The 26815-nt window shown below is 44.3% G+C and carries 12 protein-coding genes; 8 read left to right on the top strand and 4 right to left on the bottom strand.

All coding sequences use genetic code 11. The features are described 5' to 3' along the window. Positions 1 to 288: 288 nt before the first annotated feature. A complete protein-coding gene (locus QUA07_RS02635; protein WP_333322396.1) occupies positions 289 to 444 on the bottom strand; it encodes a hypothetical protein in 156 nt (51 codons plus the stop codon). Between the two features lie 1316 nt (positions 445 to 1760). On the opposite strand from QUA07_RS02635, the gene QUA07_RS02630 reads away from it, so the two are divergent. From QUA07_RS02630 to QUA07_RS02605, 6 genes are all read left to right on the top strand, one after another. Further along, a complete protein-coding gene (locus QUA07_RS02630) occupies positions 1761 to 5168 on the top strand; it encodes an amino acid adenylation domain-containing protein (protein ID WP_333322394.1) in 3408 nt (1135 codons plus the stop codon). Continuing rightward, complete coding sequence (locus tag QUA07_RS02625; protein ID WP_333322392.1) at positions 5165 to 8560, top strand: amino acid adenylation domain-containing protein; 3396 nt, start codon at positions 5165 to 5167, stop codon at positions 8558 to 8560. Before QUA07_RS02630 ends, QUA07_RS02625 begins: the two co-directional genes overlap by 4 nt. Beyond that, positions 8560 to 15165 (top strand): amino acid adenylation domain-containing protein, encoded by a 6606-nt coding sequence (locus QUA07_RS02620; protein WP_333322390.1) that lies wholly within the window; start codon positions 8560 to 8562, stop codon positions 15163 to 15165. The genes QUA07_RS02625 and QUA07_RS02620 overlap by 1 nt, the downstream gene beginning before the upstream one ends. Then, positions 15165 to 20117 (top strand): amino acid adenylation domain-containing protein, encoded by a 4953-nt coding sequence (locus QUA07_RS02615; protein ID WP_333322388.1) that lies wholly within the window; start codon positions 15165 to 15167, stop codon positions 20115 to 20117. Before QUA07_RS02620 ends, QUA07_RS02615 begins: the two co-directional genes overlap by 1 nt. Positions 20118 to 20136: 19 nt before the next feature. Next, entirely contained in the window at positions 20137 to 21456 is a 1320-nt protein-coding gene (locus QUA07_RS02610) for an MFS transporter (RefSeq protein WP_333322386.1), read from the top strand. Between the two features lie 93 nt (positions 21457 to 21549). After that, positions 21550 to 21696 carry a hypothetical protein gene (locus QUA07_RS02605; protein WP_333322384.1) on the top strand — a complete coding sequence of 49 codons (147 nt, stop codon included), beginning with the start codon at positions 21550 to 21552 and terminating at the stop codon, positions 21694 to 21696. Between the two features lie 392 nt (positions 21697 to 22088). On the opposite strand, the gene QUA07_RS02600 is transcribed toward QUA07_RS02605, so the two are convergent. Together QUA07_RS02600 and QUA07_RS29965 are read right to left on the bottom strand one after the other, a co-directional pair. After that, complete coding sequence (locus QUA07_RS02600) at positions 22089 to 23039, bottom strand: tyrosine-type recombinase/integrase (RefSeq protein ID WP_333322381.1); 951 nt, start codon at positions 23037 to 23039, stop codon at positions 22089 to 22091. A gap of 192 nt (positions 23040 to 23231) precedes the next feature. Beyond that, the gene (locus QUA07_RS29965; protein ID WP_445305866.1) at positions 23232 to 23411 is read right to left on the bottom strand and encodes a transposase; all 180 of its coding nucleotides are present in this window, start codon (positions 23409 to 23411) and stop codon (positions 23232 to 23234) included. A gap of 510 nt (positions 23412 to 23921) precedes the next feature. On the opposite strand from QUA07_RS29965, the gene QUA07_RS02590 reads away from it, so the two are divergent. Together QUA07_RS02590 and QUA07_RS02585 are read left to right on the top strand one after the other, a co-directional pair. Next, on the top strand, positions 23922 to 25151 hold the full coding sequence (locus tag QUA07_RS02590) for a hypothetical protein (RefSeq protein ID WP_333322377.1): 1230 nt from the start codon (positions 23922 to 23924) through the stop codon (positions 25149 to 25151). 14 nt (positions 25152 to 25165) lie between these two features. Continuing rightward, the gene (locus QUA07_RS02585; RefSeq protein ID WP_333322375.1) at positions 25166 to 26584 is read left to right on the top strand and encodes a hypothetical protein; all 1419 of its coding nucleotides are present in this window, start codon (positions 25166 to 25168) and stop codon (positions 26582 to 26584) included. A gap of 10 nt (positions 26585 to 26594) precedes the next feature. Here the strand turns inward: QUA07_RS02585 and QUA07_RS29960 are convergent, their stop codons facing one another. Next, positions 26595 to 26792: a hypothetical protein gene (locus QUA07_RS29960; RefSeq protein ID WP_445305865.1), complete on the bottom strand. Its 198-nt coding sequence runs from the start codon at positions 26790 to 26792 to the stop codon at positions 26595 to 26597. Positions 26793 to 26815 lie beyond the last annotated feature (23 nt).

Genomic DNA, 26815 nt, shown 5'->3' with positions numbered 1-26815 from the left:
TCTAGGGTTAGCCCCGCGGTGTTAAAAAAAGATAGGTCTCCTATTGCGAGCTAGCTGGCCCAGTGCAATCAACCGATTTGCATTATCAATCGCGTTGGTGGGCATCGTCTGTTCAAAAAAGATTTAACGATCGCCCTAAGCGTTAATTTCCAGCGTTTGAGGGGCTTCTGTCACCACCAGCCACGCGGGCGGGCCCCAATTAGCGAATCATTTACCCTGAATCACTTTGTCCACCAACTAATCTCTATCTTATATGCTTGAGTTGTATTTAAAAAGGGAGAAGGCTGCTCAGTGGATCTGGCGATCGCGTTTTTTTGCGACTGGGCGACGTGCCGTTTTTTGACGCCAGCGAGTTGTTTCCTGATAGACTTGTTGGAGTTCCTCCACCGTATTCACGGTTCTGGCGTTGTAACTTACTGGCAACTGAGTCACCTCTTTCGACACAGTTCCCTGAAGTTGTAGGAACCTGAGCTCGATAGATTATGCAAGATCCGACTTTTCCGACTTTACGATCCGACTTTTCCGACTTACAAAGGCGGGGGAGAGGAAGTATTATAGAGATAAGATGCCGTTTCACAACCTGTGGAAGCAATTAATAGACTTTCATAGCTTTTGAACGATACAGTTATAATTAGGGTTTAACGCTACAAAAGGGGCTTCTACTTAATTACTGACCTATTGTTTACAGTGGGCGCGATGATCGCACGTCGAGCGTGAAATTACGGCTATTGTTTAGCTCGTAATTTACAGAATAGTGCGTCCATCATTTTTATATCAGTAAATCCCCTATGGACGGAGGGATATAAGGATGTACCAATTATCTCAAGAACTATTTGCTCTAGAAGTGAATGTAAATTGGGGCATTTCTTCTCAAGCTTTTTCTACGTTACTCACGTCCAAACCAGGAAATGTTGAATTTTTACCTTCCATGACGTTTCCTTTACACAAGTTTTATTGATTTCGCTTGACAAGCATCTATCCAAAGAATTATCTTAAGTATGTCTAGAGATAGATGACAAATAAACAAACTGAGGAATATAGGTGGCAAAAAGATTAAATTGAATCTATAGGGGGTAGGGGCTCACAAAATCAGATTCTTAGTGTGATCAAGGCGTTCAAGAGCGGACGTAGGGTGCAATAGCAACGTCCGGCAAGAAATTTCGTACCGAGCCAACTTTTTGAAAGGTACCGAAAGATTTGGGAGGACAGTGGGTGCAGTTAGCTGTCTTCCAAGTCAAAGCGAGTGATCTACGAACACAACAGCAATAGCATAATTCACCTATTGCTTAACAAAATTATCCAACAATAGCAACGTGCCTAAATTGGCTGCGATTGGAACTGAAATGAGCATTGATTAGACCCCTGCCAATTGACCACACAAATTATTTAATGACCAGGATTATGACCATTCTTAACTACAACGAAAGCACCTATCCGCAAGAAAATCAAGGGGTGGTGGAAGCCGTAGCTTCAGGCATTATTCCCAACAAGTTTTAGCATTGGATAAGGTTTAACTTGATTGGATAAAAAACTTCCCGGATATTCCTGTTGGCCGTTGTAAACCTCTTATACCGAGGGCGGTATCCTGTTCTCCGTTTCTTTGCTTGATAGGGCGTTACGCCTAGGTTTTTTCGTTTAGCTTTCCTAAAACTTACGCATTTATACTCGGTTAGGGCAAGCCATTAAATTGCTACTACAAAATTGCCCTCAATGTAACGCTCGTTCTCACAGCTCTCTTATTTGTAATTGAACTTAGACACATGGTATCTCCTTTTAATGAATCAGAAATTTCAGTATTTAATCCAGAACAGCAATTTAGAAGCGAAGAAAGTTTAACAGACACCGAACGGCATAAGTTATTAGTCGAGTGGAATAACACTACAAGAGAATATCCCCAGGATAAGTGCATCCACCAGCTATTTGAGGAACAGGTAAAACGGACACCTGACGCTGTGGCGGTGGTCTTTGAAGAACAGCAACTGACGTACCTCGAATTGAACGCAAGGGCAAACCAACTGGCACATTACCTGCAAGGGCTGGGTGTAGGGCCAGAAGTATTGGTAGGAATTTGTGTCGAACGTTCCATTGAGATGATAGTGGGATTGCTGAGTGTTCTCAAGGCAGGTGGTGCCTACATTCCGCTCGATCCAGCTTATCCCTTTGAACGCCTGGGCTTCATGCTGGAAGATTCTTCTGTACCAGTGTTGCTCACTCAGTCTAAGCTAATCGAGAAACTTCCCCCACATTCTGCGCGTGTTGTCTACTTGGACAAAGACTGGGAAGAAATTGTCCAACCAAGTAAAGAAAACCCTAGCAGCAGCGTCACCTCTTATAACCTAGCCTACGTTATCTACACGTCAGGGTCTACAGGCAAGCCCAAGGGCGTCTTAGTAGCGCACAAGGGGCTGTGCAACCTAGCCATATCAACAATTCAGCTATTTGATGTGCAGCCAAAGAACCGTATTCTTCAGTTCGCCTCTTTTAGCTTTGATGTCTCAGTTGGAGAAGTTGTCATGGCTCTGGTGTCGGGAGCGACACTGGTACTGGCTTCGCTGGACTCATTAATGCTGGGGCCTGCTTTGATTGGGTTGTTGCGCGACAAAGCCATTACGACTGTTGCCCTACCACCGACAGTTTTGGCGCTTCTGCCTCCTGAAGACCTTCCGACATTGCAGACAGTGATTGCCACTGGGGAAGCTTGTAACAGCAACCTTGTAGCACGTTGGGCATCAGGTCGTCAGTTCTTCAATGCTTATGGGCCAACAGAAGCCACTATCTGGGCTACCCTCACCCTGTGCACTGACGAAACTCAAAAGCCCTCTATCGGGCGGCCGATCGCTAACACCAACATTTATATTCTCGACACTGAGAACAAACCTGTCCCCATTGGAGTAGCAGGAGAACTCCATATCGGGGGTGTTGGTTTAGCCCGAGGATATCTCAACCGTCCTGATTTAACCGAGCAAAAGTTCATTCCTAATCCATTTAGCCACGAACCAAATTCTCGCCTATACAAAACTGGAGATTTAGTTCGTTATCTCCCAAATGGCAAGATCGAATTTATTGGTCGCATCGACAACCAAGTGAAAATCCGAGGTTTCCGTATCGAACTCGGCGAAATTGAGGCTGTGTTGTCTCAACACCCAGCAGTTTTAGAAACTGCGATCGTGGCGCGACAAGATGTTGCAGATCGCAAATATCTAGCAGCCTACATTGTCCCTAGGGATGCCAGGGCGATTTCTCGCAGTGACTGGCGCGGTTTTCTCAAAGATAAACTACCCGATTACATGATTCCAGGAGTGTTCGTTATGTTAGATGCCCTGCCATTAACACCGAATGGCAAGGTAAATCGTCAGGTGCTACATGAATATGGTGAAACGAGGGAGCTAAATCCATTAGAAACTAATATATCTAATCAAAAAATGGATATTACTTCCTCTATTAAGCACAGAGATACTGGATTACAAACTACATCCTCCGACAGTATTAGCTCAACATTACGTTCTTTTGTAGCGAAGTTGCTACAAATAAAGAGCGAGGAAATAGATGATGATACCACTTTTTTAGAACTGGGAACTGATTCACTCCTTCTTTTAGAAATAATGCAAAGCATTAAAAGCAATTTTGGAGTCAATGTGGAAGTTCAACAGTTTTTTGAAGAATTAGAAACTATTGAGACTCTAGCTAATTATATCGAGAGAAATTTGTCCGAAAAATCGAAATTATCAACTTGCTTAAATTCCGAATTAAAGTCGCTTGATACAGTTAAAACATCCACTTTTCAATCCAGTAAAACGCCCCAAAAACTAGCTCAAGCCAAAACATTTAATGCAGCAGTAGCCGTCCCCCAATATAAAGCAATGAAAAAACCAAATGAAAATGTAGAATCTGAGCCCAGTGTAGAAAGAATTATCGCGCAACAGCTTCAATTAATGTCTCAACAGCTTGAACTTTTACGTAACGATAAGCCACACAAGGATTTTAAGTCTTTAGAAAAAAGAACAGTCACTGAATTCGCCTCCCCCAAGTCATTCGATCGCTCCGCCACAGTTACTAACCCATCTCCCGTGTGTTCTTACAATGAATGGGACCCACTGGAGGAAGTGATTGTGGGCATTGTTGATGGGGCAATGGTTCCCTCCTGGCATACCATCCATCGCGCTACCGTGCTTCCCGGTCAGGAGAAACAAATGGAAAGCCTGAGCAAGCGGACAGAGAAACAGCCCCTCCCCTATCCAGAGTGGCTCGTTCAGGCTGCTAGCAAGTGTGTTGATGAATTTGCTCATATTCTTGAATCCGAAGGAGTTGTTGTACGTCGGCCTGATGTTGTTGATTATTCTGCTTCCTTCCGCACACCTGATTGGGAAGTAATGAATGGCTTTTGTTCAGCCAATCCCCGCGACGTTTTCTTGGTAATTGGGAATGAGATTATTGAAGCTCCAATGGCCGATCGCACTCGTTATTTTGAGTCCTGGGCTTATCGCTCTCTACTCAAAGAATACTTAAAGGGAGGAGCTAAGTGGGTCGCTGCACCCAAGCCACAGCTACTCGATGCACAATATGACCCAGATTACACAACTCCCGCTCCGGGTGAGGAAAGGCGCTTTGTGATCACTGAGTTTGAGCCAACTTTTGATGCCGCCGACTTTGTGCGCTTTGGACGGGATATTTTTGTACAGAAGAGTCATGTCACTAACAGTCTTGGGATTGAATGGGTGCGGCGGCACCTGGGTGATGAATATCGAGTTCACGAGCTTCAGTCACTCTGCCCCCAAGCCTTGCATATTGACACTACCCTAGTTCCCCTCGCTCCAGGAAAAGTGTTAGTAAACCCCCTATTCATAGATGTTGACAACCTGCCTGACTACTTCAAATCTTGGGATATCCTGCTCGCACCTAAACCGAACCGAACGCCGATGACACTGTATGACACAAAAGTGATCAGTCAGTGGGTCAATATGAACGTACTTAGTCTCGATGAAGAGCGAGTAATCGTCGAAAAATCACAGGAATCTACGATTCAAGCATTAAAAGACTGGGGGTTTAAACCGATTCCTTGTGAATTTGAAAGTTACTATCCTTTCATGGGTTCTTTCCATTGCGCGACATTAGATGTCCGCAGACGTGGCGAACTCCGTTCCTATGAGATGGAGGAAGGCGCACTATGAATATCAATCAATTTTTAGCTGCACTTGCCGAACGCGGTATCAAATTGTGGTTAGAGGGTGATACGTTGCGTTTTCGCGCTCCCAAAGGAGTAATGACATCAGAAGATCGGGATTTTCTGGTATTAAATAAAGCAAAAATTATCTCGTTGCTATCCCAGAATAAGACAAGTGCGAACGATACTGACCGAACAATTGTACCCGTCTCAGAAAAAAGGGACATACCTCTATCTTTTCCCCAAGAACAACTGTGGTTTTTGAACCAGTTAGATCCAAATAACGTTTCTTACAACGAACTATTTGCTTTACGATTCTTGGGCGTACTAAACATCGTTAGGCTAGAGCAAAGCCTGAACAAAATCGTTGATCGCCACGCAGCTTTACGAACAAACTTTACGACGGTTAACGGGCAGCCAGTTCAGGTTATTGCTGAAAGCTTGATTTTGACAGTGCCAGTTATAGACTTAAGCAATCTACATGCTAGTGACAGAGAAACAGAAGTCCAACAATTAGCAACGGAACAAGCCCAAAAGCCCTTTGACTTAGTTAGTGAACCCTTAATCCAAGCGACTGTACTTAAGCTAACAGACATAGAATATATATTCTTGCTGAGAACTCACCACATTGTCTGGGATGGTTGGTCATTAGGTGTTATGTGGCGGGAGTTAGCAGCTTTCTACAATGACTTATCCCAAGAATTACCTCCACTCCCGGCTGAGTATCCAGACTTTGCAGTTTGGCAGAGGCAATACTTGACAGGTGAGGTATTAGATTCCCTACAAACTTATTGGAAAGAACAACTATTAGATGCCCCACCTCTATTAGAACGGCCCACTGACCGAGCGCGAGGAGTTACACAAACTTTTCGAGGAAAACATTATAGATTTGTCATTCCAAAGCCTCTCACCGAAGCTCTGCTCGATTTAAGTCGGCGGCAAAAAGTGACTATTTTTATGACGCTCTTAACGGCGTTTCAAACATTACTTTACCGTTATACAGGGCAAGATGATATTGTAGTCGGTTCGCCCATTGCGAATCGCGATCGCGCCGAATTTAAGGATTTGATTGGATATTTTGTTAATACGCTAGTATTACGCACTTGTTTGGCAGGAAACCCAAGCTTTGAGGATTTACTCTCTAGGGTGCGAAAAGTAACGCTCGGAGCTTATGGTCATCGAGAGCTACCGTTTGAGAAATTAGTAGAGATATTGCAGCCAGAACGCTCTTTGAGTTACACACCACTGTTCCAGGTGATGTTCATGCTGCTCGATGAATTACCTGAAATCCAAATGGAAGGCTTAAGGGTAAGTCCATTAGCAGTAGAAACTGGCATGGCGCGGGTTGATTTGGTTTTGTCTATAGAGAAGACTGCATCGGGACTTATCGGGGAGTGGGAATACAATATCGACTTGTTTGATGATGTCACGATCGCTCAAATGACAGATCATTTCCAAACCTTGCTAGAAGCGATCACAGCCAATCCAAAACAGAAGCTTTCTGAATTGCCCCTGCTGACAGAAATCGATCGACACCAGCTATTAGTCGAATGGAATAACACAGAAGCTGAGTATCCCCAGGATAAGTGCATTCATCAATTATTTGAAGAACAGGTTGAGAATTCGCCTGACGCTGTGGCAGTAATGTTTGAAGGGGAACAACTGACTTATCGAGAGTTGAATGCAAAAGCGAATCAGTTGGCACACTACTTGCGCTCTCGCGGAGTTGGGACAGAAGTTTTAGTGGGCATTTGTGTCGAACGTTCTCTTGATGCCATTGTGGGAATACTAGGCATTCTCAAAGCTGGCGGTGCTTACGTCCCCATAGACCCCGCCTACCCGGTTGAGCGCATCGCCTATATGCTCGATGATTCGCAGCTACCAGTTCTATTGACTCAGAAACAACTGGTCGCCTCGTTACCAGAACATCAAGCACGGGTAGTCTGCTTAGATTCTGATTGGGAAGAAATCTCTACTGAAAGTGAACTTTCTCCCTTCACTAACGTGACACCAGAAAACTTAGCTTATGTCATTTATACCTCTGGCTCAACCGGAAAGCCCAAAGGGGTTTTAATTCCCCATTCAGGACTGTTAAATCTAGTTTTTTGGCACCAACACGCTTTTGAAATAACATCGTCAGATCGAGCTACTCAGCTAGCTGGAACTGCATTTGATGCTTCCGTCTGGGAAGTATGGCCTTATTTAGCATCGGGAGCAAGTATTTATTTAGTTAAGCCAGAGATTCTTCTCTCTCCAGAAAAGCTCCGCGACTGGGTAGTTGAGAAAAAAATAACAATTACTTTTGTCCCTACCCCAATAGCAGAAAAGCTGTTGTCTCTGCAATGGCGCTGTGACGGAGCTTTACGAATTATGCTGACAGGTGGAGATAAGCTTCATCAGTATCCATCAGCTTCAATTCCTTTCAAGGTAGTCAATAACTACGGGCCAACTGAGAACACTGTGGTCACGACTTCTGGATTAGTGACCTGCGGTAGCACAGATAATACATTGCCTCATATTGGTCGTCCGATTGATAATACTCAAGTTTATATTCTCGATTACTACCTCCAACCCGTTCCCATTGGAGTTCCTGGAGAACTACACATTGCCAGTGCCGGCTTAGCGCGAGGCTATCTAAACCGGCCTGATTTAACCGCTGAAAAATTTATTGCCAATCCATTTAGTAACGAACCTAATAGCCGACTCTATAAAACCGGCGACTTAGCGCGTTATCTCCCAGATGGCAACATCGAATACCTCGGTCGTATCGATAATCAGGTAAAAGTTCGCGGTTTCCGCATCGAACTGGGCGAGATTGAGGCAGCGATCGCCCAGCATCCAGCTATCAGAGAAACTGTAGTTATAGTCAGAGAAAACGCTACAGACGATAAGCAATTAGTTGCCTATGTTGTCCCATATCAGGAACCAGCACCTGCAATTAGCGACTTGCGCCATTTCCTTAAACAACAATTGCCTGATTACATGATACCGAATGCTTTTGTAGTGCTGGAGACACTACAACTGACCCCCAATGGTAAAGTAGACCGCAAATCATTGCCACCACCAGATATCAATAGTTTAATTCACAAACCCGATTTTGTAGCTCCTGGGACTCCTACAGAAAAATTGATAGCATCCATTTTTGCTCAGGTCTTGGAAGTAGAAAAAGTGGGGATAAATGATAACTTCTTTGAATTAGGGGGGCATTCTTTACTAGCCACTCAACTCATCGCACAAGTGAAGGAAAATTTTTTAATCGACGTTCCATTATCTAAGTTTTTTGAAGATCCAACTATAGCGTGCCTTTCTAGCTACGTTGAAGCAATTTCTTGGGCCAAAGAAAGTCTAGAAGCCAGCAACATCACAATCAATAACAAAGAAGAGGAAGTGGAATTCTAATGAATACGATTGAGTTTGTTAATCACCTCCGAAAGTTAAATATTAAGCTGTTTCTGGAAGGCAATCGCCTACGTTGCAAGGCTCCTGAAGGGATTATTACGCCTGCTCTTAAGGCAGAAATTAGCGAGCGCAAAGCTGAGATTATCTCATTTTTGCAACAAGCGAATCTTCAAAGCAATACCACTGCGATCGCTCCCGTATCCAGAACAGAAAACAATACCTTTCTTCTTTCCTTTGCTCAACAGCGATTGTGGTTTCTTTATCAACTACAACCTAACAGCCCCTTTTATAACATTCCTCTGAACTTGCATTTTAGCGGTCAACTCAATATTGCTGCCTTGGAATCGAGCTTGCAATTACTCATCAATCGCCATGAAATCTTACGCACTAACTTTATTACCGTAGACGAAAAACCTACTCAAGTCATAAATGCGGCTAGAGAATTTTATTTACCAGTCGTTGATTTGCGTTCTTTGCCTGCCAGTGAACGAGATTTGGAGTGTCAGAAATTAGCTTTTATTGCAGCCAGCTATGTATTTAATCTCTCCGAAGAGCCTTTACTGCGGACACAGTTAGTTCAATTAACCTCAACTGAAAATGTTTTAGTTCTAACAATTCATCACATAATTTTTGATGGTTGGTCTATTAATATTTTTATTCAAGAATTAACTACAATTTACTCATCTTTAATTGAAGAAAGTAAACCAAATCTGACCCAAATAAATCTTCAATATGTAGATTTTGCTGTTTGGCAAAAGCAGTGGTTACAAGGAGAAGTTTTAGAATCCCAACTCTCTTACTGGCAACAGAAACTAGCTCTAATGCCAGAGTTGTTAGAATTGCCAACAGATCGTCTTCGACCTGCTCTACAGTCCTTTCGCGGAGAAACCCAATTTTTTACGATTGAGCCAGAGATTAGTGAAGCACTTGTAAATTTAAGTCAGCAGCAGGGAGTGACGCTCTTTATGTTGCTGCTAACAGCATTTAAAATATTGCTCTATCGCTACACTAATCAACCCGATATTGTAGTTGGTTCCCCAGTGGCTAATCGTCAGCACCCACAAACCCAAGGAATGCTAGGATTTTTTGTTAATAATTTGGTGCTACGTACAGATTTATCAGACAACCCTACCTTTGTTCAGTTATTACAACAAGTTAAAAAAGTTGTCCTAGAAGCTTACGATCATCAAAACTTACCATTTGAGAAGTTAGTAGAAGTACTACATCTAGAGCGAAATCTAAGTTACGCCCCCTTATTTCAAGTAGTTTTCGCTTTAGAAAATGAGCCAAAGACTACTCTTGAACTGAAAGATTTAACAATTAGCACATTTGAATCTGAAAGGAATCACACAGCTAAGTTAGATTTAGACTTATCGTTGCATAAAACCCAGCACGGTTTAACAGGAGCTTTTGAATATAGTACAGACCTCTTTGATACCACGACCATTGCTCGAATGATAGAGCATTGGCAAACTTTGTTGGCTGGTATTGTAGCGAATCCAAAACAAAGGCTATCAGATTTATCCATTTTGACAGCAATTGAGCAACACAAATTATTAGTAGAGTGGAATCAAACCCAACAAGACTATCCGAAGAATCTATGTATTCATCAATTATTTGAAGCACAGGTAGAACAAACACCAGATGCAGTAGCAGTAATCTTTAAAGAGGAGCAGCTAACCTACCGAGAACTAAATGCCAAAGCTAACCAATTAGCACACCATTTACAAGGACTGGGGGTAAAACCAGAAACACTGGTAGGTATCTGTGTCGAACGTTCCCTTGAGATGATTGTAGGAATCTTGGGCATTCTCAAAGCAGGTGGTGCTTATGTTCCGATAGACCCTGCTTATCCATCGGAGCGCATCGCCTATATGCTCGATGATTCACAACTACCAGTTCTATTGACTCAGGAAAAACTGGTTTCCTCGTTACCAGAACATCAAGCACAAATAGTCTGCTTAGATTCTGATTGGGAAAAAATCTCTACTGAAAGTGAACTTTCTCCCACTACTGGCGTGACATCAGAGAACTTGGCTTATGTCATTTATACTTCTGGCTCAACCGGAAAGCCTAAAGGAGTTCTCGTTGCTCATCGAGGATTGTGTAATCTAGCACAGGGACAAATCAAGCTGTTCGATGTGCAGCCCGATAGTCGGGTTCTCCAGTTTGCATCCATTAGCTTTGATGCTTCTATCTCAGAAATTGTCATGGCTCTTTGTGCGGGAGCAATACTTTGTTTGGGAACGCGGGAGTCACTGCAACCGGGAAACCCTTTGCTGAGGCTATTACAGGAGCAAAAGATTACCCATCTTACTCTTGTACCATCAGCACTTGCTGCTCTGCCGAGTGAGGAGTTGCCAGCGTTGGAGAATATCATCGTCGCGGGAGAGCCATGTCCTCCTTCTCTAGCCACTCAATGGGCAAAAGGACGGCGCTTCTTTAATGCTTACGGGCCAACTGAATCCACTGTCTGCGCTACAGTCGCACAATGCTTTGAAGGTATGGACGTGCTGCCGATTGGTCGTCCGATTGATAACACTCAAGTTTATATTCTTGACCCTCACAATCAACCCGTACCGATAGGCGTTCCGGGAGAACTTCACATTGCGGGTGTGGGACTTGCCAAAGGTTATCTCAACCGTCCTGAGTTGACTGATGAGAAATTTATTCCCAACCCCTTTAGCAATGAACCGGGTTCGCGCCTCTATAAAACTGGAGATTTAGCCCGTTATCTTCCAGACGGCAACATCGAATATATGTCCCGCATCGACAACCAAGTAAAAATCCGAGGTTTCCGCATCGAATTGGGCGAGGTTGAGGCAGCATTATTGCAACACCCAGCTATACGAGAAACTGTAGTTGTTGCCATTGAAAATACCACAGACACCCAACAATTAGTAGCTTATTTCGTTCGCCAAACAGAAGTATCACCCACCGTTGCTGACCTACGTCATTTCCTCAAACAGCAACTCCCCGATTACATGATACCCAGTGCTTTTGTCACACTGGAACACTTTCCCTTAACCCCAAATGGTAAAGTAGACCGTCGTGCTTTACCTGCCCCAGAAATTCGACCGGAACTCGAATTAACTTTTGTTGCACCGCGCACTCCTTTAGAAGAAATATTAGCCAACATTTGGGCGGAGGTACTAGGAATTAAACGAATAGGAATTAATGATAATTTCTTTAACTTGGGAGGACATTCCTTATTAGCGACTCAAATTATCTCTAGAATTGGCGCAAGTTTAGCTGTGGAAGTTCCGTTACGCCATTTATTTGAATCCCCTACTATTGCCTCACTAGCAGAACAGATTCAAATTTTACTAAGTAACGAAAACCCTGTACAAAGACCACTCATATTACCAGTTCAACGCACAACCGAAATCCCATTATCCTTTGCCCAAGCTAGATTGTGGTTCCTCGACCAATTGCAACCAGAAAGTGGATTCTACAACATCCCGAACATTTTACGGTTGAACGGTCAACTCAATATCAGTGCTTTAGAGGATAGTATCAATGAGATTATTCTTCGTCACGAAGCTTTACGGACTAACTTTACTACTCAAAATGGTAAACCCGTTCAAATTATTCAGGCAAACTACAAGCTGGAATTACCGATTATAGACTTAGAACCTTTATCTAAAGAAGCGAGAGAAATTGAAGCCAAAAGATTAGTTACTCAGGTGGCACATCAACCTTTTAACCTCCAACGAGAACCTTTACTAAGAAGTTCTTTGCTGAAATTAGGTGAACAAGATTATATCTTTGTATTAGTCTTCCACCATATTATTGCTGATGGCTGGTCAATTGAGATACTCGAACGAGAACTAAGTACAATTTATACAGCATTATGTAATAATCAAACTCCGAGCTTGCCAGAATTACCCATTCAATATGCTGACTTTGCTGTTTGGCAACGCAACTGGTTAACTGGTGAAGTATTCCAAACACAGCTTAACTATTGGCAGGAACAACTCAAAGGGATTCCCGCTTTATTAGAATTACCAACAGACCGACCCAGACCAGCGATTCAAACTTACCAAGGTACACACCAATCTTTTCAACTTCCTGTTGAACTAAGTGAAGCTATTATTTCACTCTGTAAACGCATGGCTGTTACCCCATTTATGTTCCTTTTAACAGCATTTCAAACGTTGCTTTATCGCTTATCAGGTCAAGATGATATTGTAGTAGGTACGCCAGTAGCTAATCGTCATTATCGAGAAACAGAAAAGCTAATCGGATTTTTCGTCAATACTGTAGCTCTGAGAACTACTAATTTATCCTTAAATCCCAGCTTTGAAGAGTTAGTACGTCAAGTCAGGGAAGTGACATTGGGAGCATACGCTCATCAAGATATGCCTTTTGAGGAATTAGTAGAAGCATTGCAACCAGAGCGTTCTTTAAGTCATTCCCCTGTATTCCAGGTCATGTTTGGGGTTGAAAATGAGCCAATATCTAACTTCTCTTTACCTGCATTAGAAGTCAACCGATTGATAGTAGGAACTAACTACGCTAAGTTTGATTTGGATTTATCGTTTCAAAATACTAATGATGGGTTTATCGGGCAATGGGAATATAATACTGACTTATTTGATGGGTCAACTATCGCTCAGATGACGGGTTATTTACAAACTTTATTATCAGAAATTGTTGCCAATCCTAAAACGCCAATTTCAGAGTTACCTTTACTGACGGCAACCCAACAGCATCAGTTGTTAATAGAGTGGAATCATACTCAGAGAAATTATCCTCAAGATCGGTGCATCCATCAGTTGTTTGAAGAACAAGTGGAATTAACTCCTGATGCTGTGGCGGTGGTTTTTGAAGCGGAACGAATAACTTATCGAGAATTGAATTCAAAAGCCAATCAACTAGCACATTGTTTGCAAACTTTAGGGGTAAAACCTGAAGTTTTAGTGGGAATTTGTGTAGAGCGATCGCTCGAAATGGTAATTAGCTTGTTGGGCATCCTCAAAGCAGGCGGTGCTTACGTTCCACTCGACCCAGCATATCCAAAAGAACGTTTGGCTTTCATGTTAGAAGATTCCTCAGTACCAGTGCTGCTCACCCAACAGAAGCTGGTCGAGAAACTTCCTCCTAATTCGGCTCGTGTTGTCTACTTAGATTCAGACTGGGAAAAAATCTCTTTCCATAATCAAGAAAACCCTTCGAGTTTAGTAAAGCAAGAAAATTTAGCTTACGTTATTTACACATCAGGGTCTACTGGAAAACCCAAAGGGGTTTTAATTGAACACAAATCGCTAGTTAATTACACGACGGTTGCGATCGCTGAATATCAAATAGAGAAGTCAGATCGCATTCTCCAATTCTCCTCAATTAGTTTTGATGTTAGCGCTGAAGAAATCTATACTAGCCTGACTTCTGGTGCGACGCTTGTATTGCGTACCGATACAATGCTGGATTCAGTTGAGGGATTTTTGCAAAAGTGCAAGAATTGGGAAATCACTGTAATGGCTTTGCCCACAACCTACTGGCACGAACTGACTGCTTTCTTGACTCAAGAAACGGTGGTATTACCCCCATCATTGCGCTTAATAATCATTGGCGGAGAAAAAGCACTGCCCGATCGACTGAAAACTTGGCTTGAGTGTGTGGAACAGCCAGTTCGTCTGGTGAATAATTACGGCCCAACAGAAGCTACTGTGGGAGCAACGATATATGATTTATCGGTAGCGGACACCACATTGAAGGAGTTGCCCATCGGTCGTCCCCTTGGTAATGTCCAAACCTACATCTTAGATGGGAATCGTCAGCCTGTACCCATTGGTATTCCTGGTGAGTTGCATATCGGTGGTTCTGGTTTAGCACGGGGGTATCTCAACCGTCCTGAGTTGACCGATGAGCGGTTTATTCGCAATCCTTTTAGTGACTTTCCCACTGAGCGCCTTTATAAAACTGGAGATCGGGTTCGCTATTTGCCCGATGGTAATATTGAATACTTAGGTCGGATAGATGACCAAGTGAAGGTGCGCGGTTTTCGTATCGAACTCGGAGAAATCGAAGCAGCACTCAGCCAACATCCAAACTTGCTCCAAGTCGCTGTTACGCTTCGAGAAGACATTCCGGGTCAAAAGAGCTTAGTGGCTTATATTATCCCTCTTCAGGAACCAGCACCCACTTTTAGTGAACTGCGCCATTTTCTGAAAGAGCAATTACCAGACTATATGGTGCCTAGTGCTTTTGTGATTTTGGAGTGCTTGCCAGTGACCCCCAATGGTAAAGTAGACCGCAAATCATTGCCAGCACCAGACCTCAATAGTTTGATTCAAAAAGGAGATTTTGTAGCTCCTCGGACTCCTACAGAAGAATTACTAGCATCCATCTGGGCTAAGGTCTTGGGAGTAGAGAAAGTGAGTATAAATGACAATTTTTTTGAATCAGGTGGGCATTCTTTACTAGCGACTCAACTGCTCTCCAAAGTGAGTCATACCTTTGGGCTGAATCTGCCTTTATCGAAGTTGTTTGAATCTCCCACTGTAGCGGGTATTTCTAGCTACATTGAAGCAATCTCTTGGGCGAATCAAAATATCGAAACGAGCAACACAACTATTAATAACCGAGAAGAGGTGGAATTTTGATGAATACAATTGAGTTTATTAATAATCTACGCAAGCTGGATATCAACTTATTTATGGAAGGAGATCGCCTGCGTTGCAACGCTCCTGAAGGGACACTCACCCCTGCTCTCAAGTCAGAAATTAATGGGCGTAAAGCTGAAATTATCTCCTTTTTGCACCAAGCCAATAATCAGAAAAATGCCAGTACAATCGCTCCTATATCCCGAACAGAAAACAACACCTTCCCTCTTTCCTTTGCCCAACAGCGTCTTTGGTTCCTAAACCAATTGCAGGCGAACAGCGCGTTCTATAATATTCCTGTTGGCTTGCATTTTAGCGGTCAACTCAATATTGTCGCCTTAGAGTCAAGCTTGCAATTACTCATCAATCGCCATGAAATCTTACGCACTAACTTTATTGCTGTAGATGGAGAACCCGTTCAGGCGATCGCTGCCACTAGAGATTTTACGCTGCCAGTCGTGGATTTTCGTCCTCTGCCAGCAAGTGAACGAGAGATTGAATATGAGAAATTAGCTTCTCAGTCAGTAATGTATGTGTTTAATCTCGCCCAAGAGCCTCTACTCCGAGCACAGTTAGTTCAGCTTACTCCAACAGAAAATGTTCTACTGCTAACAGTTCACCACATTATCTTTGATGGTTGGTCTGTCAATATCTTTGTTCAAGAGTTAACCACAATTTACTCAGCTTTAGTTGAGCATCATGCACCAACTCTGCCTAAAATCCACCTTCAATATGTAGACTTTGCTGTGTGGCAACAGCAGTGGTTACAGGGAGAAGTTTTAGAATCTCAACTCGCTTACTGGCAGCAAAAACTAGCAGGGATGCCAGCGCTGTTAGAATTGCCAGCCGATCGCCCCCGACCTGCTGTACAATCCTTTCGCGGAGAAACTCAAGTTTTTACCCTTGAACAAGATATTAGTGAAGCACTCGTAAGTTTGAGTCAGCAGCAGGGGGTCACGCTCTTTATGTTGCTCCTCACAGCATTTAAAATATTACTTTATCGCTACACTAATCAGCCCGATATTGTTGTTGGTTCGAGCGTTGCTAATCGCCAGTACCCTCAAATTCAAGGAATGATTGGATTTTTTGTTAATAATTTAGTGCTACGTACAGATTTATCAGAAAACCCTACCTTTGTTCAGTTATTACCACAAGTTAGACAAGTTGTTTTAGAAGCTTACGATCACCAAAACTTACCGTTTGATAAGTTAGTTGAATCACTACACCCAGAGCGTCACTTAAGCTACTCGCCCTTGTTTCAAATAAGTTTCGATATGGAGCATGAATCAACGTCTGATATTACTCTCCAAGATTTAAAAGTTAACATATCTGAACCAGGAAGCAATGATACGGCTAAGTTTGATTTAAGCTTATCTTTACAGAAAACCAAGCAGGGATTAACAGGAGCTTTTGAATATAGTACAGACCTCTTTGATACCACGACCATTGCTCGAATGATAGAGAATTGGCAAACGCTATTGGCAGGTATTGTAGCGAATCCAGAACAAAGGCTATCAGATTTACCGATTTTGACGGCAATTGAGCAACACAAATTATTAGTAGAGTGGAATCAAACTCAACAAGGCTATCCTCAGAATCTATGTATTCATCAATTATTTGAAGCACAGGTAGAACAAACACCAGATGCAGTAGCAGTAATCTTTAAAGAGGAGTACCTAACCTACCGAGAACTAAATGCCAAAGCTAACCAATTAGCACACCATTTACAAGCACTGGGGGTAAAACCAGAAACACTGGTTGCCATCTGTGTCGAGCGTTCTCTGGAGATGATAGTAGGACTTCTGGGGATTCTCAAAGCTGGGGGCGCATACGTTCCGCTCGATGCCGCATACCCGTCTGAGCGATTGGCTTTCATGCTAGAAGACTCGGCTGTACCAGTGTTGCTGACTCAACAACGATTAGTTGACAGACTAGCCCAGCATGAAGTACAGGTAGTCTGCCTGGATACACAATGGGAGGCGATCGCCCAACACAGCGAAGAAAACACTGCCTGCGGCGTAAATGCCGAGAACTTAGCCTATGTTATTTATACATCTGGCTCTACTGGAAAACCAAAGGGAGTTACTATCCAGCATCGCTCTTTGGTAAACTATACCACTGCCGTCAATATTGAGTATGAGATAGAGAAGTACGATCGGATTCTCCAATTCTCCTCAATTAGTTTTGATGTTAGCGCTGAAGAAATCTATACCAGTTTGAGTTCTGGTGCGACGCTTGTCTTGCGTACTGATTCCATGCTGGACTCCATTGAGGGATTTTTGCAAAAGTGCAAGAATTGGGAAATCACTGTAATGGCTTTGCCGACAGCCTACTGGCACGAACTGACTGCTTTCTTGACTCAAGAAACGGTGGTATTACCCCCATCATTGCGCTTAATAATCATTGGCGGAGAAAAAGCACTGCCCGAACGACTGAAAACTTGGCTTGAGTGTGTGGAACAGCGAGTTCGTCTGGTGAATAATTACGGCCCGACAGAAGCTACTGTGGGGGCAACGATATATGATTTATCAGCAGCTAATGCCACATTCAGGGAGTTGCCGATCGGTCGTCCGCTTGGTAATGTCCAAACCTACATTCTAGATGGGAACGGACAGCCTGTACCCATTGGCGTTCCGGCTGAGTTGCACATCGGCGGCGCTGGTTTAGCACGGGGATACCTCAACCGTCCCGATTTGACCGCTCAGCGGTTCATCCCCAACCCCTTTAGTGACTTTCCCACTTCTCGCCTGTACAAAACTGGAGATTTGGTTCGCTACCTGAACGACGGCAATATCGAATACTTAGGTCGGATAGATGACCAAGTGAAGATTCGGGGATTCCGCATCGAACTCGGAGAAATTGAGGCTGTACTGGCAAAACATCCGAACGTGCGCTCAGTGACAGTCATTGACCGAGAAGATGCACCTGGAAACAAGCGCCTCGTAGCTTATCTAGTCTCTAACCTTATTCCAGAACGTGTCCCTTATCACAGTGAATGCCAAGTAGAACTAGACGGTAACGCCATCACAATCCACACACAGGATATCTCCACTGGCGGCGTTGGTTTGGTGGGGGTGCCAGCTATCGAGCGAGGTGAGAGTGTCCGCGTGCATATGCAACTACCTGGAGAGAGCGAACCGCGCTGGCTTTCTGGGACAGTAGTTTGGTCGCGTCCACCACAGGCTGGGATTCGCTTTCATCTTACACCCAGCGAACAGGCTCAAATCGAGCAAAGCGTAGATTATCAGTTGGACACTCAAGACTTGTGGAAAACTTTGCAGCGCACTGTAACTCGCAACCTGCGCCACTACCTGAAACAAAAGCTACCTGATTACATGATACCGAGCGCGTTTGTGCTGATGAAAGCGCTGCCGCTGACACCCAACGGTAAAATAGACCGTCGCGCCTTACCCGCACCAGATAACTTTCACAACGAACAGGAAGACAAATTTGTCGCCCCTGACACCCCGACTGAAACAAAACTGGCTGCTATCTGGGTTCAAGTTCTGGGATTAGAAAAGGTCGGCATTAATGATAATTTCTTTGAACTAGGAGGACATTCACTGCAAGCAGTTTCACTCGTATCCAAGCTCTCAGCAGAGATGAACCTTAAAGTTTCAGTCAAGCTTCTATTTGAGCATCCCACTATAGCTAAATTAGCCAAAGCTATCGAGCCGCTGTTCACCACTGAGCCATCTGTCAACCCACAAGAACTTCAAACCGAAGTTGAAAAACCGATGACTGCTTCTTTACCCAAAATTACAGACTCCTCTCCATTTTTTAAACTAGAACAGCGCTCCTTGCTATCCTTGTTAGCTGTAGGAAAAATAGCACCAGTTGATTCAGCAGCTCTGGGTTATCTTCCTCTTTCCCTACTAAAAGAAACCAAGTTGACTCGCGATGAAGTCCTCCAAAAGTGGTTTGAAAACCTTCCGATGTGGGATGCTGTTATGGAAACTAAATGGGGTCGAATAGCGGGTCTAATCCTCCCTATATTCGAGGATGAACTATACAGCGACCAGCAGACACTCGTACAAATGGTTGTTGAAGCTTTAGAAATGGCAGGGCGAATCGGTGCGAAAACTGTTTCCTTAACGGGTTTAATTCCCTCGGCAACCGATTACGGTCGTGCGATTGCTAAAGCTATTGAGGGGCGTAACAACTTACCGAAAATCACTACGGGACACGCTACTACCTGCTCTTCTGTTGTTCTGACCATTAAGAAAATTTTACAGATTAGTAACCGTTATTTACAGGGAGAGAAAGTCGCTTTTATCGGATTGGGGTCAATTGGAATTAATACCCTGCGCCTGATGTTAAAATGTTTGCCACATCCTCAATCGATTATAGTGTGCGATATTTACAGTAAACTCGAATCGCTTCAAAATCTTCAAGGCGAACTGAGCGGTGAGTTAGGATTTCGAGGTTCTGTTCAAATCGCTACCTCTTCATCTTCATCGGAACTCCCACCGGAAATCTACGATGCTACCTTAATTATTGGGGCTACCAACGTCCCAGATATTCTCGACATCGATCGGCTGAAACCAGGCACTCTAATTGTTGATGATTCTGGCCCACACTGCTTTTCTCCAGAACAGGCGATCGAGCGCTTTGAGAAACACAAAGATATTTTGTTTACCGAAGGTGGAGCGCTTCACGCACCTGACCCGATAGAAACGGTCATCTACCTACCCGAATCAATGAAGAAAAACATGGATGAAGATTCATTGTCAGACGAGTTTAAGCCTACCAATCCCCTAAACATTATGGGGTGCGTTATGTCCAGTCTTCTCTCTTCTCGTTTTGACAATATCCAGCCCACTGTAGGATTGCCAAATCTGGAAACTTGCGTGCAGCACTATCAAGGTTTAGAACGGTTGGGTTTTCAGGCAGCCGACTTACATTGTGAAGGCTATGTGTTGCACTTAGAGCCAAACCAACCGTCTGCTTAGCACGAATTAATTAGCCATTATGCGTAGTCTTAAGAATCTCCGCTCCTTTACAACTGGAATAGGTGTTTTTCTTGTAGTCTGGTTCGGACAAATGATCTCTCTAATCGGGTCGGGTCTGACTAATTTTGCACTGGGAGTGTGGGTGTACCAGCGTACAGGATCAGTTACTCAATTCTCGCTGATTTTGTTATTTGCTCTGCTGCCCAATATTCTAATTTCTCCAGTAGCCGGTGCAATCGTTGACCGATGGAACCGACGGTGGTGCATGATTCTATCTGACTCCGGCGCGGGGATGACAACAGTGGCGATCGCCCTATTACTCGCTACCGGAAGCCTTCAAATCTGGCACATCTACCTGGCTGTCAGCCTCAGTTCCATCTGCAAAGCGTTTCAGTTGCCCGCTTACACTGCTTCGACCTCTTCATTAGTGCCGAAAGAATTTCTCCCTCGTGCTAGTGGTATGGTTCAATCAGCAGAAGCGTGCGCCCAGCTAATTTCACCGCTGTTGGCAGGGGTCTTGCTAGGAACCATCGAGCTTCAAGGGATTATTTTAATTGACTTTGCCACATTCCTCTTTGCTGTAACAACTCTGTTACTCGTTCGCTTTCCTAATGTTAAAACTGCTACTGTTTTCCAAGATGAGAAACCTTCACTCTGGCGTGAAGCAATTGAAGGCTGGACTTACATTTACACTCGCCCTGGACTGTTCGCATTGCTCATTGTATTTGCCATCAATAATGTTGCACTCGGAATGATTGAGGTTTTATTCACACCTCTGGTACTTTCCTTCTCTTCAGTTACCGTTCTCGGAACGATTCAATCCCTTGGCGGTGCAGGGATGTTAGTAGGCAGCGTAGTGATGAGTGTTTGGGGAGGGCCAAGACCCTTAATTCGTGGTGTATTTGGTTTTACCTTTCTCAGTCAACTGTGCATCTTAACATTGGGATTACGCACCGATACTGCCCTTTTCGCTCTAGCTAACTTCTTGTTTTTCTTGAGTTTACCTTTTATCAATGGTTGGTGTGATGCTATTTTGCTCCGAAAAGTGGCTCCCGATATTCAAGGCCGAGTCTTTGCCACAATTAATATGATTTGTTTCTCGTGCATCCCCCTAGCTTATGCTATGGCTGGCCCCCTAGCCGAACGAATCTTTGAACCTTTAATGGCGGCGGACGGTTTATTAGCTGGAAGCATCGGTCAAATCATTGGTGTGGGGCCGGGCCGCGGTATTGGCTTGCTATTTATTACGATGGAAATTCTAGCCATACTGGTAACAGTTGCTATTTACCGATATCCGCGCTTGCGGTTTGTTGAAGATGAATTGCCAGATGTGATTTAGTGCTTGGGGAAAGCCGTGAGTGTATCGGTGTTGATTCTCAGTCGGCGTGATAGCTTCAGCATTTGCTGCTGGTGATGAGAGCGATCGCCCCTTATGCGATCGGCGAGGACTAATGATGCCTCAGTCGTGCCGGTGGAAACGGCTGAGTCGCCACCGCCTCAATTATCTGATACTCTCAAAAAACTATTTCCTCACAACAAGATTGCGATCGCCCTCTCCCAAACATTACGATATGCTTAGCCCCTAAAGTGTCAGAAAAACCCACACACCGCGTTTTTTCACACCACTCGCCTGTACCTCCTTTCCCTCATCGCCACAGACAGCCAATAATGCTTGGGCTGCTGCGCCTGCATTTATTCGGATGCCGGTGCAGCGATCGCGCTGTATGACGGTCAGCGAAGGAATCGGCTAATTTTGTCCAGTCCCGTATTGAACCAAGCGACGGATGCTGTATTCTACGCCCGCCCTCCGTGAGCTGGACTACCGCATTAAGAAATCTCCGCCTACGGATGCAGCAATGCAGTAAGTATGCCAGACTCTCAGACGTAGACTTTATCGCGCTTGAGATGAAAATAGAAGGCACGGCCTAGCATTGCTCAAGAAAATCTGCGATGAGCTCTCCACCCTCAGCATCAAAACCCTAAGTGCTGCACAGCCCGTCGCTTCGTTTCTTCGCCCCGGCGATCGTACTTAGCTGTCGTCACAGGGGAAGCGTGACCTGCCAACTTCTGCACTGTCACGATATCGACTCCAGCATCGAGGAGGTCTGAGCAAAATGTACGCCGAAAATCATGAGGCGAGAAAGAATCCACTCCGGCGAGTTGAGCCCGTCGCTGCAAAATCTTCAACACGCCATCGTCCGTCATCCGCCGAAATTGAATTTCTCCTCCCTTACGGATGGGAAAAAGCAGCGGCCCTGGCGCTTCTCCCCTCAACTTGAGCCACTGTTCCACCAACGCCATCGCTGCCTCTGGGAGATAAACCATCCTGTTTTTCTTCCCCTTCCCGAATCGAATTTCCAATGCTCCCGTGGAGCAGTTGAAATCGTCCAAATTAAGGCTGACTGCTTCAGCGCGGCGGATGCCTCCCCCCCGCAAGATAGCAATCAAGGCTGCATCTCGAACATCAACGGTACTCTCGCCAGAGCAGCTTTGCACCAGCGCTGCAATTTCATCCGGGGATAGCGCCCGCCCCCTTGGTTTTCCCGATTGCTTGACGCTTCTCACGTCCACCGCCTTGCTGTAATCCAGGGGGTCGATTAAATCTAACCGCAAAGCTTCCTTGAGCACCCGCCGTAGGGCGCATAGCATTTGATTAACCGATGCTGGCGCGTACTTTTTCTCCAGTGCCGAGCGCAGCGCTGCCGTGTGCCTGTAGCGCAATGCTGCCCAATTCAAAGTCATCGCGCCGCACTCCCCATTAGTGAGCAGCTTCGCCATGATGTCGAGCCCTGCCACCATCGTTGCCTTCGAGCGATCGCTTCCCAAACTGTCGAGGTACACCTCCGCGGGATGAAGCGCCAGCGGCACCGGTGACGCCAGCTTCAAGGTTTGTGGCTCTTGCTCTGGGATTCGGTTGAGCATTTACTCTTTTAAAGTGTAATTATAAATACTAAATCTTACGCCTTTAACGGCGCAAAATATCGATCAATTTGGCTCCTCTCTCGTTCGTCCTCACCGTCTGGGAACGGACTCGTGTGTTTGCGAGGTGGCCACGACCGGTTAGTCGTAAGGAAGGCTAAAGGATCGAAGTCTACAGAGTCAGCGAAGTATCAACTATACGGTTGAGTAGGGGGGTAAATCTTTAGGTAAGTCTTCCCAATTACAATTATTTCTGAGTTGATAAAAGATACCATCCAAAATTTCTCCTTTAGTCCAGTTAGGCGGTCGAGTTTGCTTTGAGAGATGTGTTTTCTTGCCACAGTTGTTCTTCAGGTGGCACTCCGTATCCCTCAACTGCCGACAAAGGAGGGCGCTCGCCAGTGGAGCTAATTGTGAGCCTGTAATGCTGGCTTTGATTGTGAGCCGTCTGTTACAGTAAGTTACTGCTATATACTTTAATGGACTGTTTTTAGCTTTGCAAGCGGTAAGATGACAGGAGTAGTAGAGATTGATATAAAAGGGCCAAGCCGAAGAAAGGCAGAGGTAATTACTGCCTACCTCGACAAAGAAGTCAAGCAAGTGTTGGAAGTATGAGCGAGCGAGCAGCGTTCCCTGAGCTCTCTGGTGGCGTATTTATTGACTAAGGCCGCTTCGTCGTACAAAACTGAACACCAACAAGGTAGCGCTCACAGGATTAGTCCTGAAGGGGAAAATGAAGAATCGCAACATGAATCTCAAGGGCAAAGCGATCGACGATCCGCACGATAATTGGGGTCATACAACGCCAATATAGGAAAGGCTAGAGATGTGTCGATGGGAAATAACGTTCCAGCCAAGGATGCAGACAAAGACGCTCGTTAAAGTATGACAGACCCTGATGACTTGAACGCTATTCTAGATCGCATTGCAGCCGGTATCGATACCGAGAGCGATATGACCACCTTACGGCAGGCACTAATCGTCAGCAGCGATCGCAATGTGGTGCAATTAGGAAAATACAACCTCAACATTAACCAGGGTCGAGATATTCAGGTAGGCGATCGCCATTACCACGGCCCCGATGCAGAAGCAATACAAGCTATTATACGCAAGCTACTAGAGGAGTACATCGGCAGTAAAAATTCAGAGATAAAAAATAAAGAAAGTAGCTACGTTTCGGAAACAGTTTACAGTACACTATTTCCAGTTTTAGCAATGCCTCGCTACATCTACGGCGTTCCTTGCAAATACAACGATTTGCAAGCTAAGGAAGCATCTCAAGAAATTATTCACCCGGTCGATAAAACTGAGATATACCCTTTTCTTCTCCGGGGGGGAATGCTTTTCTGTTTTCAGAATCTCAAAGACCCTAATGGCCCTTTTCGCCAATTCGTGGGCAATCAAAAGGTTGAGCGTTATGAGGTAAGCGAGTGGTGTGACGAACCAGAGTATCGGAAATGGTTTATTACTTTACTGAACCACTCTTTAAATAAGCTTACAGGTCGCAAAGGTCTTCATCTGGATAAAATCCACCACCGATACTACTTTCATCCCCAAGAAGCGGGAAAAACTTTAGAGGTTAGGTATCGACCTCTCAATCAATCAACAGCAAGTAGAAAAGTGGTATGGCAACCCATCACTAAAAAAACTAAGGAACTCAAACCCTATTGGTATCATCTAGCAGTCGCTTTAAAGTTTCATCAAGTGAGTAATGAACATTGGTGTCTCAGTATTCGCCCCGAAATGCGAGTAACGAAGGATGGTCTGCTATCTATCAATTCCAAGAATATTGGCAGCAGGGTTACACATAAAAAGTCCCGACAATTTAACTATGACTTATTGGGAGATGTCAACTTTTGGAGAGATTTTCTTAGTGACGGGCAGCCTCGCATTATCCTCCCTTTTGGTCAAAAAGGTCAAAGTATTATAGTCTCCACTACCATGATGCAAGCAGAAATTGAATGGCCAGGCATTCCTGAAGAGTATGCGAAGTCCTTCACAAACATAGAGTATCCAGAAAACCTCTTTAGTTGGGCTGCATTAGCAGGCATTGAAAATGAGCCTAATGAAGAGAGCGATAGCTGGGACGATTGGGATAGTTACGAGGACGAATAGCAGGAGGAACGCAGATGAATGATGAGCATGACATTCCCAAAATAAATTGTCAGTATCTAGGGGAGCCTCTGCTATGCTTTGCCGATGGCAAGCAACATATCGATCCAAAATTTGGCGTCTTAAATTTTGGCCCCAAGTCGTACAGTCCAATAAAGCGACACCCATCTCTTGTGCGGGTTGGATTCATTGGTTCTGCTGAGACAATAGAAATTGCCAAGCAGTGGATGGAAAAGACCGCACAAGGAGTTTTAGGAAATGACAAGCATCCGGCTTTCCCTGGTTTCCAAAAAGAACGCGGTTTTTTCTCAGAATTAGTGTTTGATGATGCTTGGATTGGGCAACTTAATCGCTCGGAAATTGAAGATGTATTAAAAATTAAATCGGAACGCGAGTGCTTTGAAGCTGCTGTTAAGCTTCTGGAAAGCAAGTTAAATCTTTTATCAAGAAAAGACCAACCACCTGAATATGTTGTTGTCGCACTGCCTGAGCAACTAAGTAAAAAATGCCGGGTAGCTGATTACAAGGACACCGAGCTTGGAGATATCCACATGGATTTGCGGCGAGCGTTTAAGTCTGTGGCAATGAAATATCGCATACCTACGCAGCTCCTGAACATGGAAACAGTAAATGGTCGCGATAAGGATCACCCATCAAAGATTGCCTGGAACTTTTTCACAGGTTTGTATTTCAAGGCTGGTGGTTTCCCTTGGGGGCCTGTTGGTCTACAACCGGGAAGTTGTTATATTGGTATCAGTTTCTATCGTCCTTTGGGCTCTACTTTCTCAACGATGCAGACAAGTCTTGTTCAGGCTTTCGACGAACATGGTGACGGACTGGTACTCAGAGGACACGAGTTTACCTGGAATTCAAAAAAAGAAGGCACAAAATCACCCCATCTGACTGAAGAGCAAGCAATTAGACTTGTAGATATGGTTCTCGCTCGATACCAAGAAGAAATGGGACAGCGACCGAAACGTGTAGTCGTTCACAAGACATCGCGCTATTGGCCGGCTGAGAAAAGTGGATTTGAACAGGCTTTGCAAAAGTATGTGAGTCAATATGACCTACTTGCCTTAATCCCTCAGAACAAAGTAAGGTTGCTTATAGCTAATAAATATCCGCCTTTACGGGGGACTCGTTTCACTGTTGAAGATATAGATTATCTGTACACCACTGGCTTTATTGCAGAGTTGAACCAATTTCATGGAATGCACGTTCCCTCACCCATTCAGATTGCCGACCATATCGGTTATGATACCCCACGAGAAACATTGCTAAAAGAAATCCTCATTCTCACTAAGATGAATTGGAACTCATCGCGCTTAGGTGGTTTGTTACCCATCACGATCCGATTTTCTCGGCTTGTCGGAGATATTATGCGAGAGATTCCGGCTGATAGAGAACCGCTGAGTAATTTTAAGTTTTATATGTGACGAAAATAAATCATACAGCACTTTTTAGGTAAGTGAGGCACAGAGAAACCCAGTTACTTGAAGAAGCATGGTTTCTTTTGTATTCAATAAACTCAAACTCTGTCAGTAATTCGTAAAATTCATCTGCCCTCCCAGCAGTCGCTAAGTGATAGAGCAGATTCAAAATATATTCAGTATCTTCAGCAAAAAGGTTGTTGAGGTCAATCATGAGGTTCAATAGATCGCCCTTTA

This window comes from Microcoleus sp. T3_A4 (assembly GCF_036700465.1).
Taxonomy (GTDB): domain Bacteria; phylum Cyanobacteriota; class Cyanobacteriia; order Cyanobacteriales; family Microcoleaceae; genus Microcoleus.
The sequence above is the reverse complement of the archived record's forward strand: the minus strand, read 5'-3'. Positions and strand labels throughout refer to the sequence as shown.

What these genes read in the sequence shown, in the direction of transcription:
- QUA07_RS02615 (WP_333322388.1), top strand. Translation starts at nt 15,165, where the DNA reads ATGAATACAATTGAGTTTATTAATAATCTACGCAAGCTGGATATCAAC.
- QUA07_RS02605 (WP_333322384.1), top strand. Translation starts at nt 21,550, where the DNA reads ATGCGATCGGCGAGGACTAATGATGCCTCAGTCGTGCCGGTGGAAACG.
- QUA07_RS29960 (WP_445305865.1), bottom strand. Translation starts at nt 26,792, where the DNA reads ATGATTGACCTCAACAACCTTTTTGCTGAAGATACTGAATATATTTTG.
- QUA07_RS02585 (WP_333322375.1), top strand. Translation starts at nt 25,166, where the DNA reads ATGAATGATGAGCATGACATTCCCAAAATAAATTGTCAGTATCTAGGG.
- QUA07_RS02600 (WP_333322381.1), bottom strand. Translation starts at nt 23,039, where the DNA reads ATGCTCAACCGAATCCCAGAGCAAGAGCCACAAACCTTGAAGCTGGCG.
- QUA07_RS02610 (WP_333322386.1), top strand. Translation starts at nt 20,137, where the DNA reads ATGCGTAGTCTTAAGAATCTCCGCTCCTTTACAACTGGAATAGGTGTT.
- QUA07_RS02625 (WP_333322392.1), top strand. Translation starts at nt 5,165, where the DNA reads ATGAATATCAATCAATTTTTAGCTGCACTTGCCGAACGCGGTATCAAA.
- QUA07_RS02620 (WP_333322390.1), top strand. Translation starts at nt 8,560, where the DNA reads ATGAATACGATTGAGTTTGTTAATCACCTCCGAAAGTTAAATATTAAG.
- QUA07_RS02590 (WP_333322377.1), top strand. Translation starts at nt 23,922, where the DNA reads ATGACAGACCCTGATGACTTGAACGCTATTCTAGATCGCATTGCAGCC.
- QUA07_RS02630 (WP_333322394.1), top strand. Translation starts at nt 1,761, where the DNA reads ATGGTATCTCCTTTTAATGAATCAGAAATTTCAGTATTTAATCCAGAA.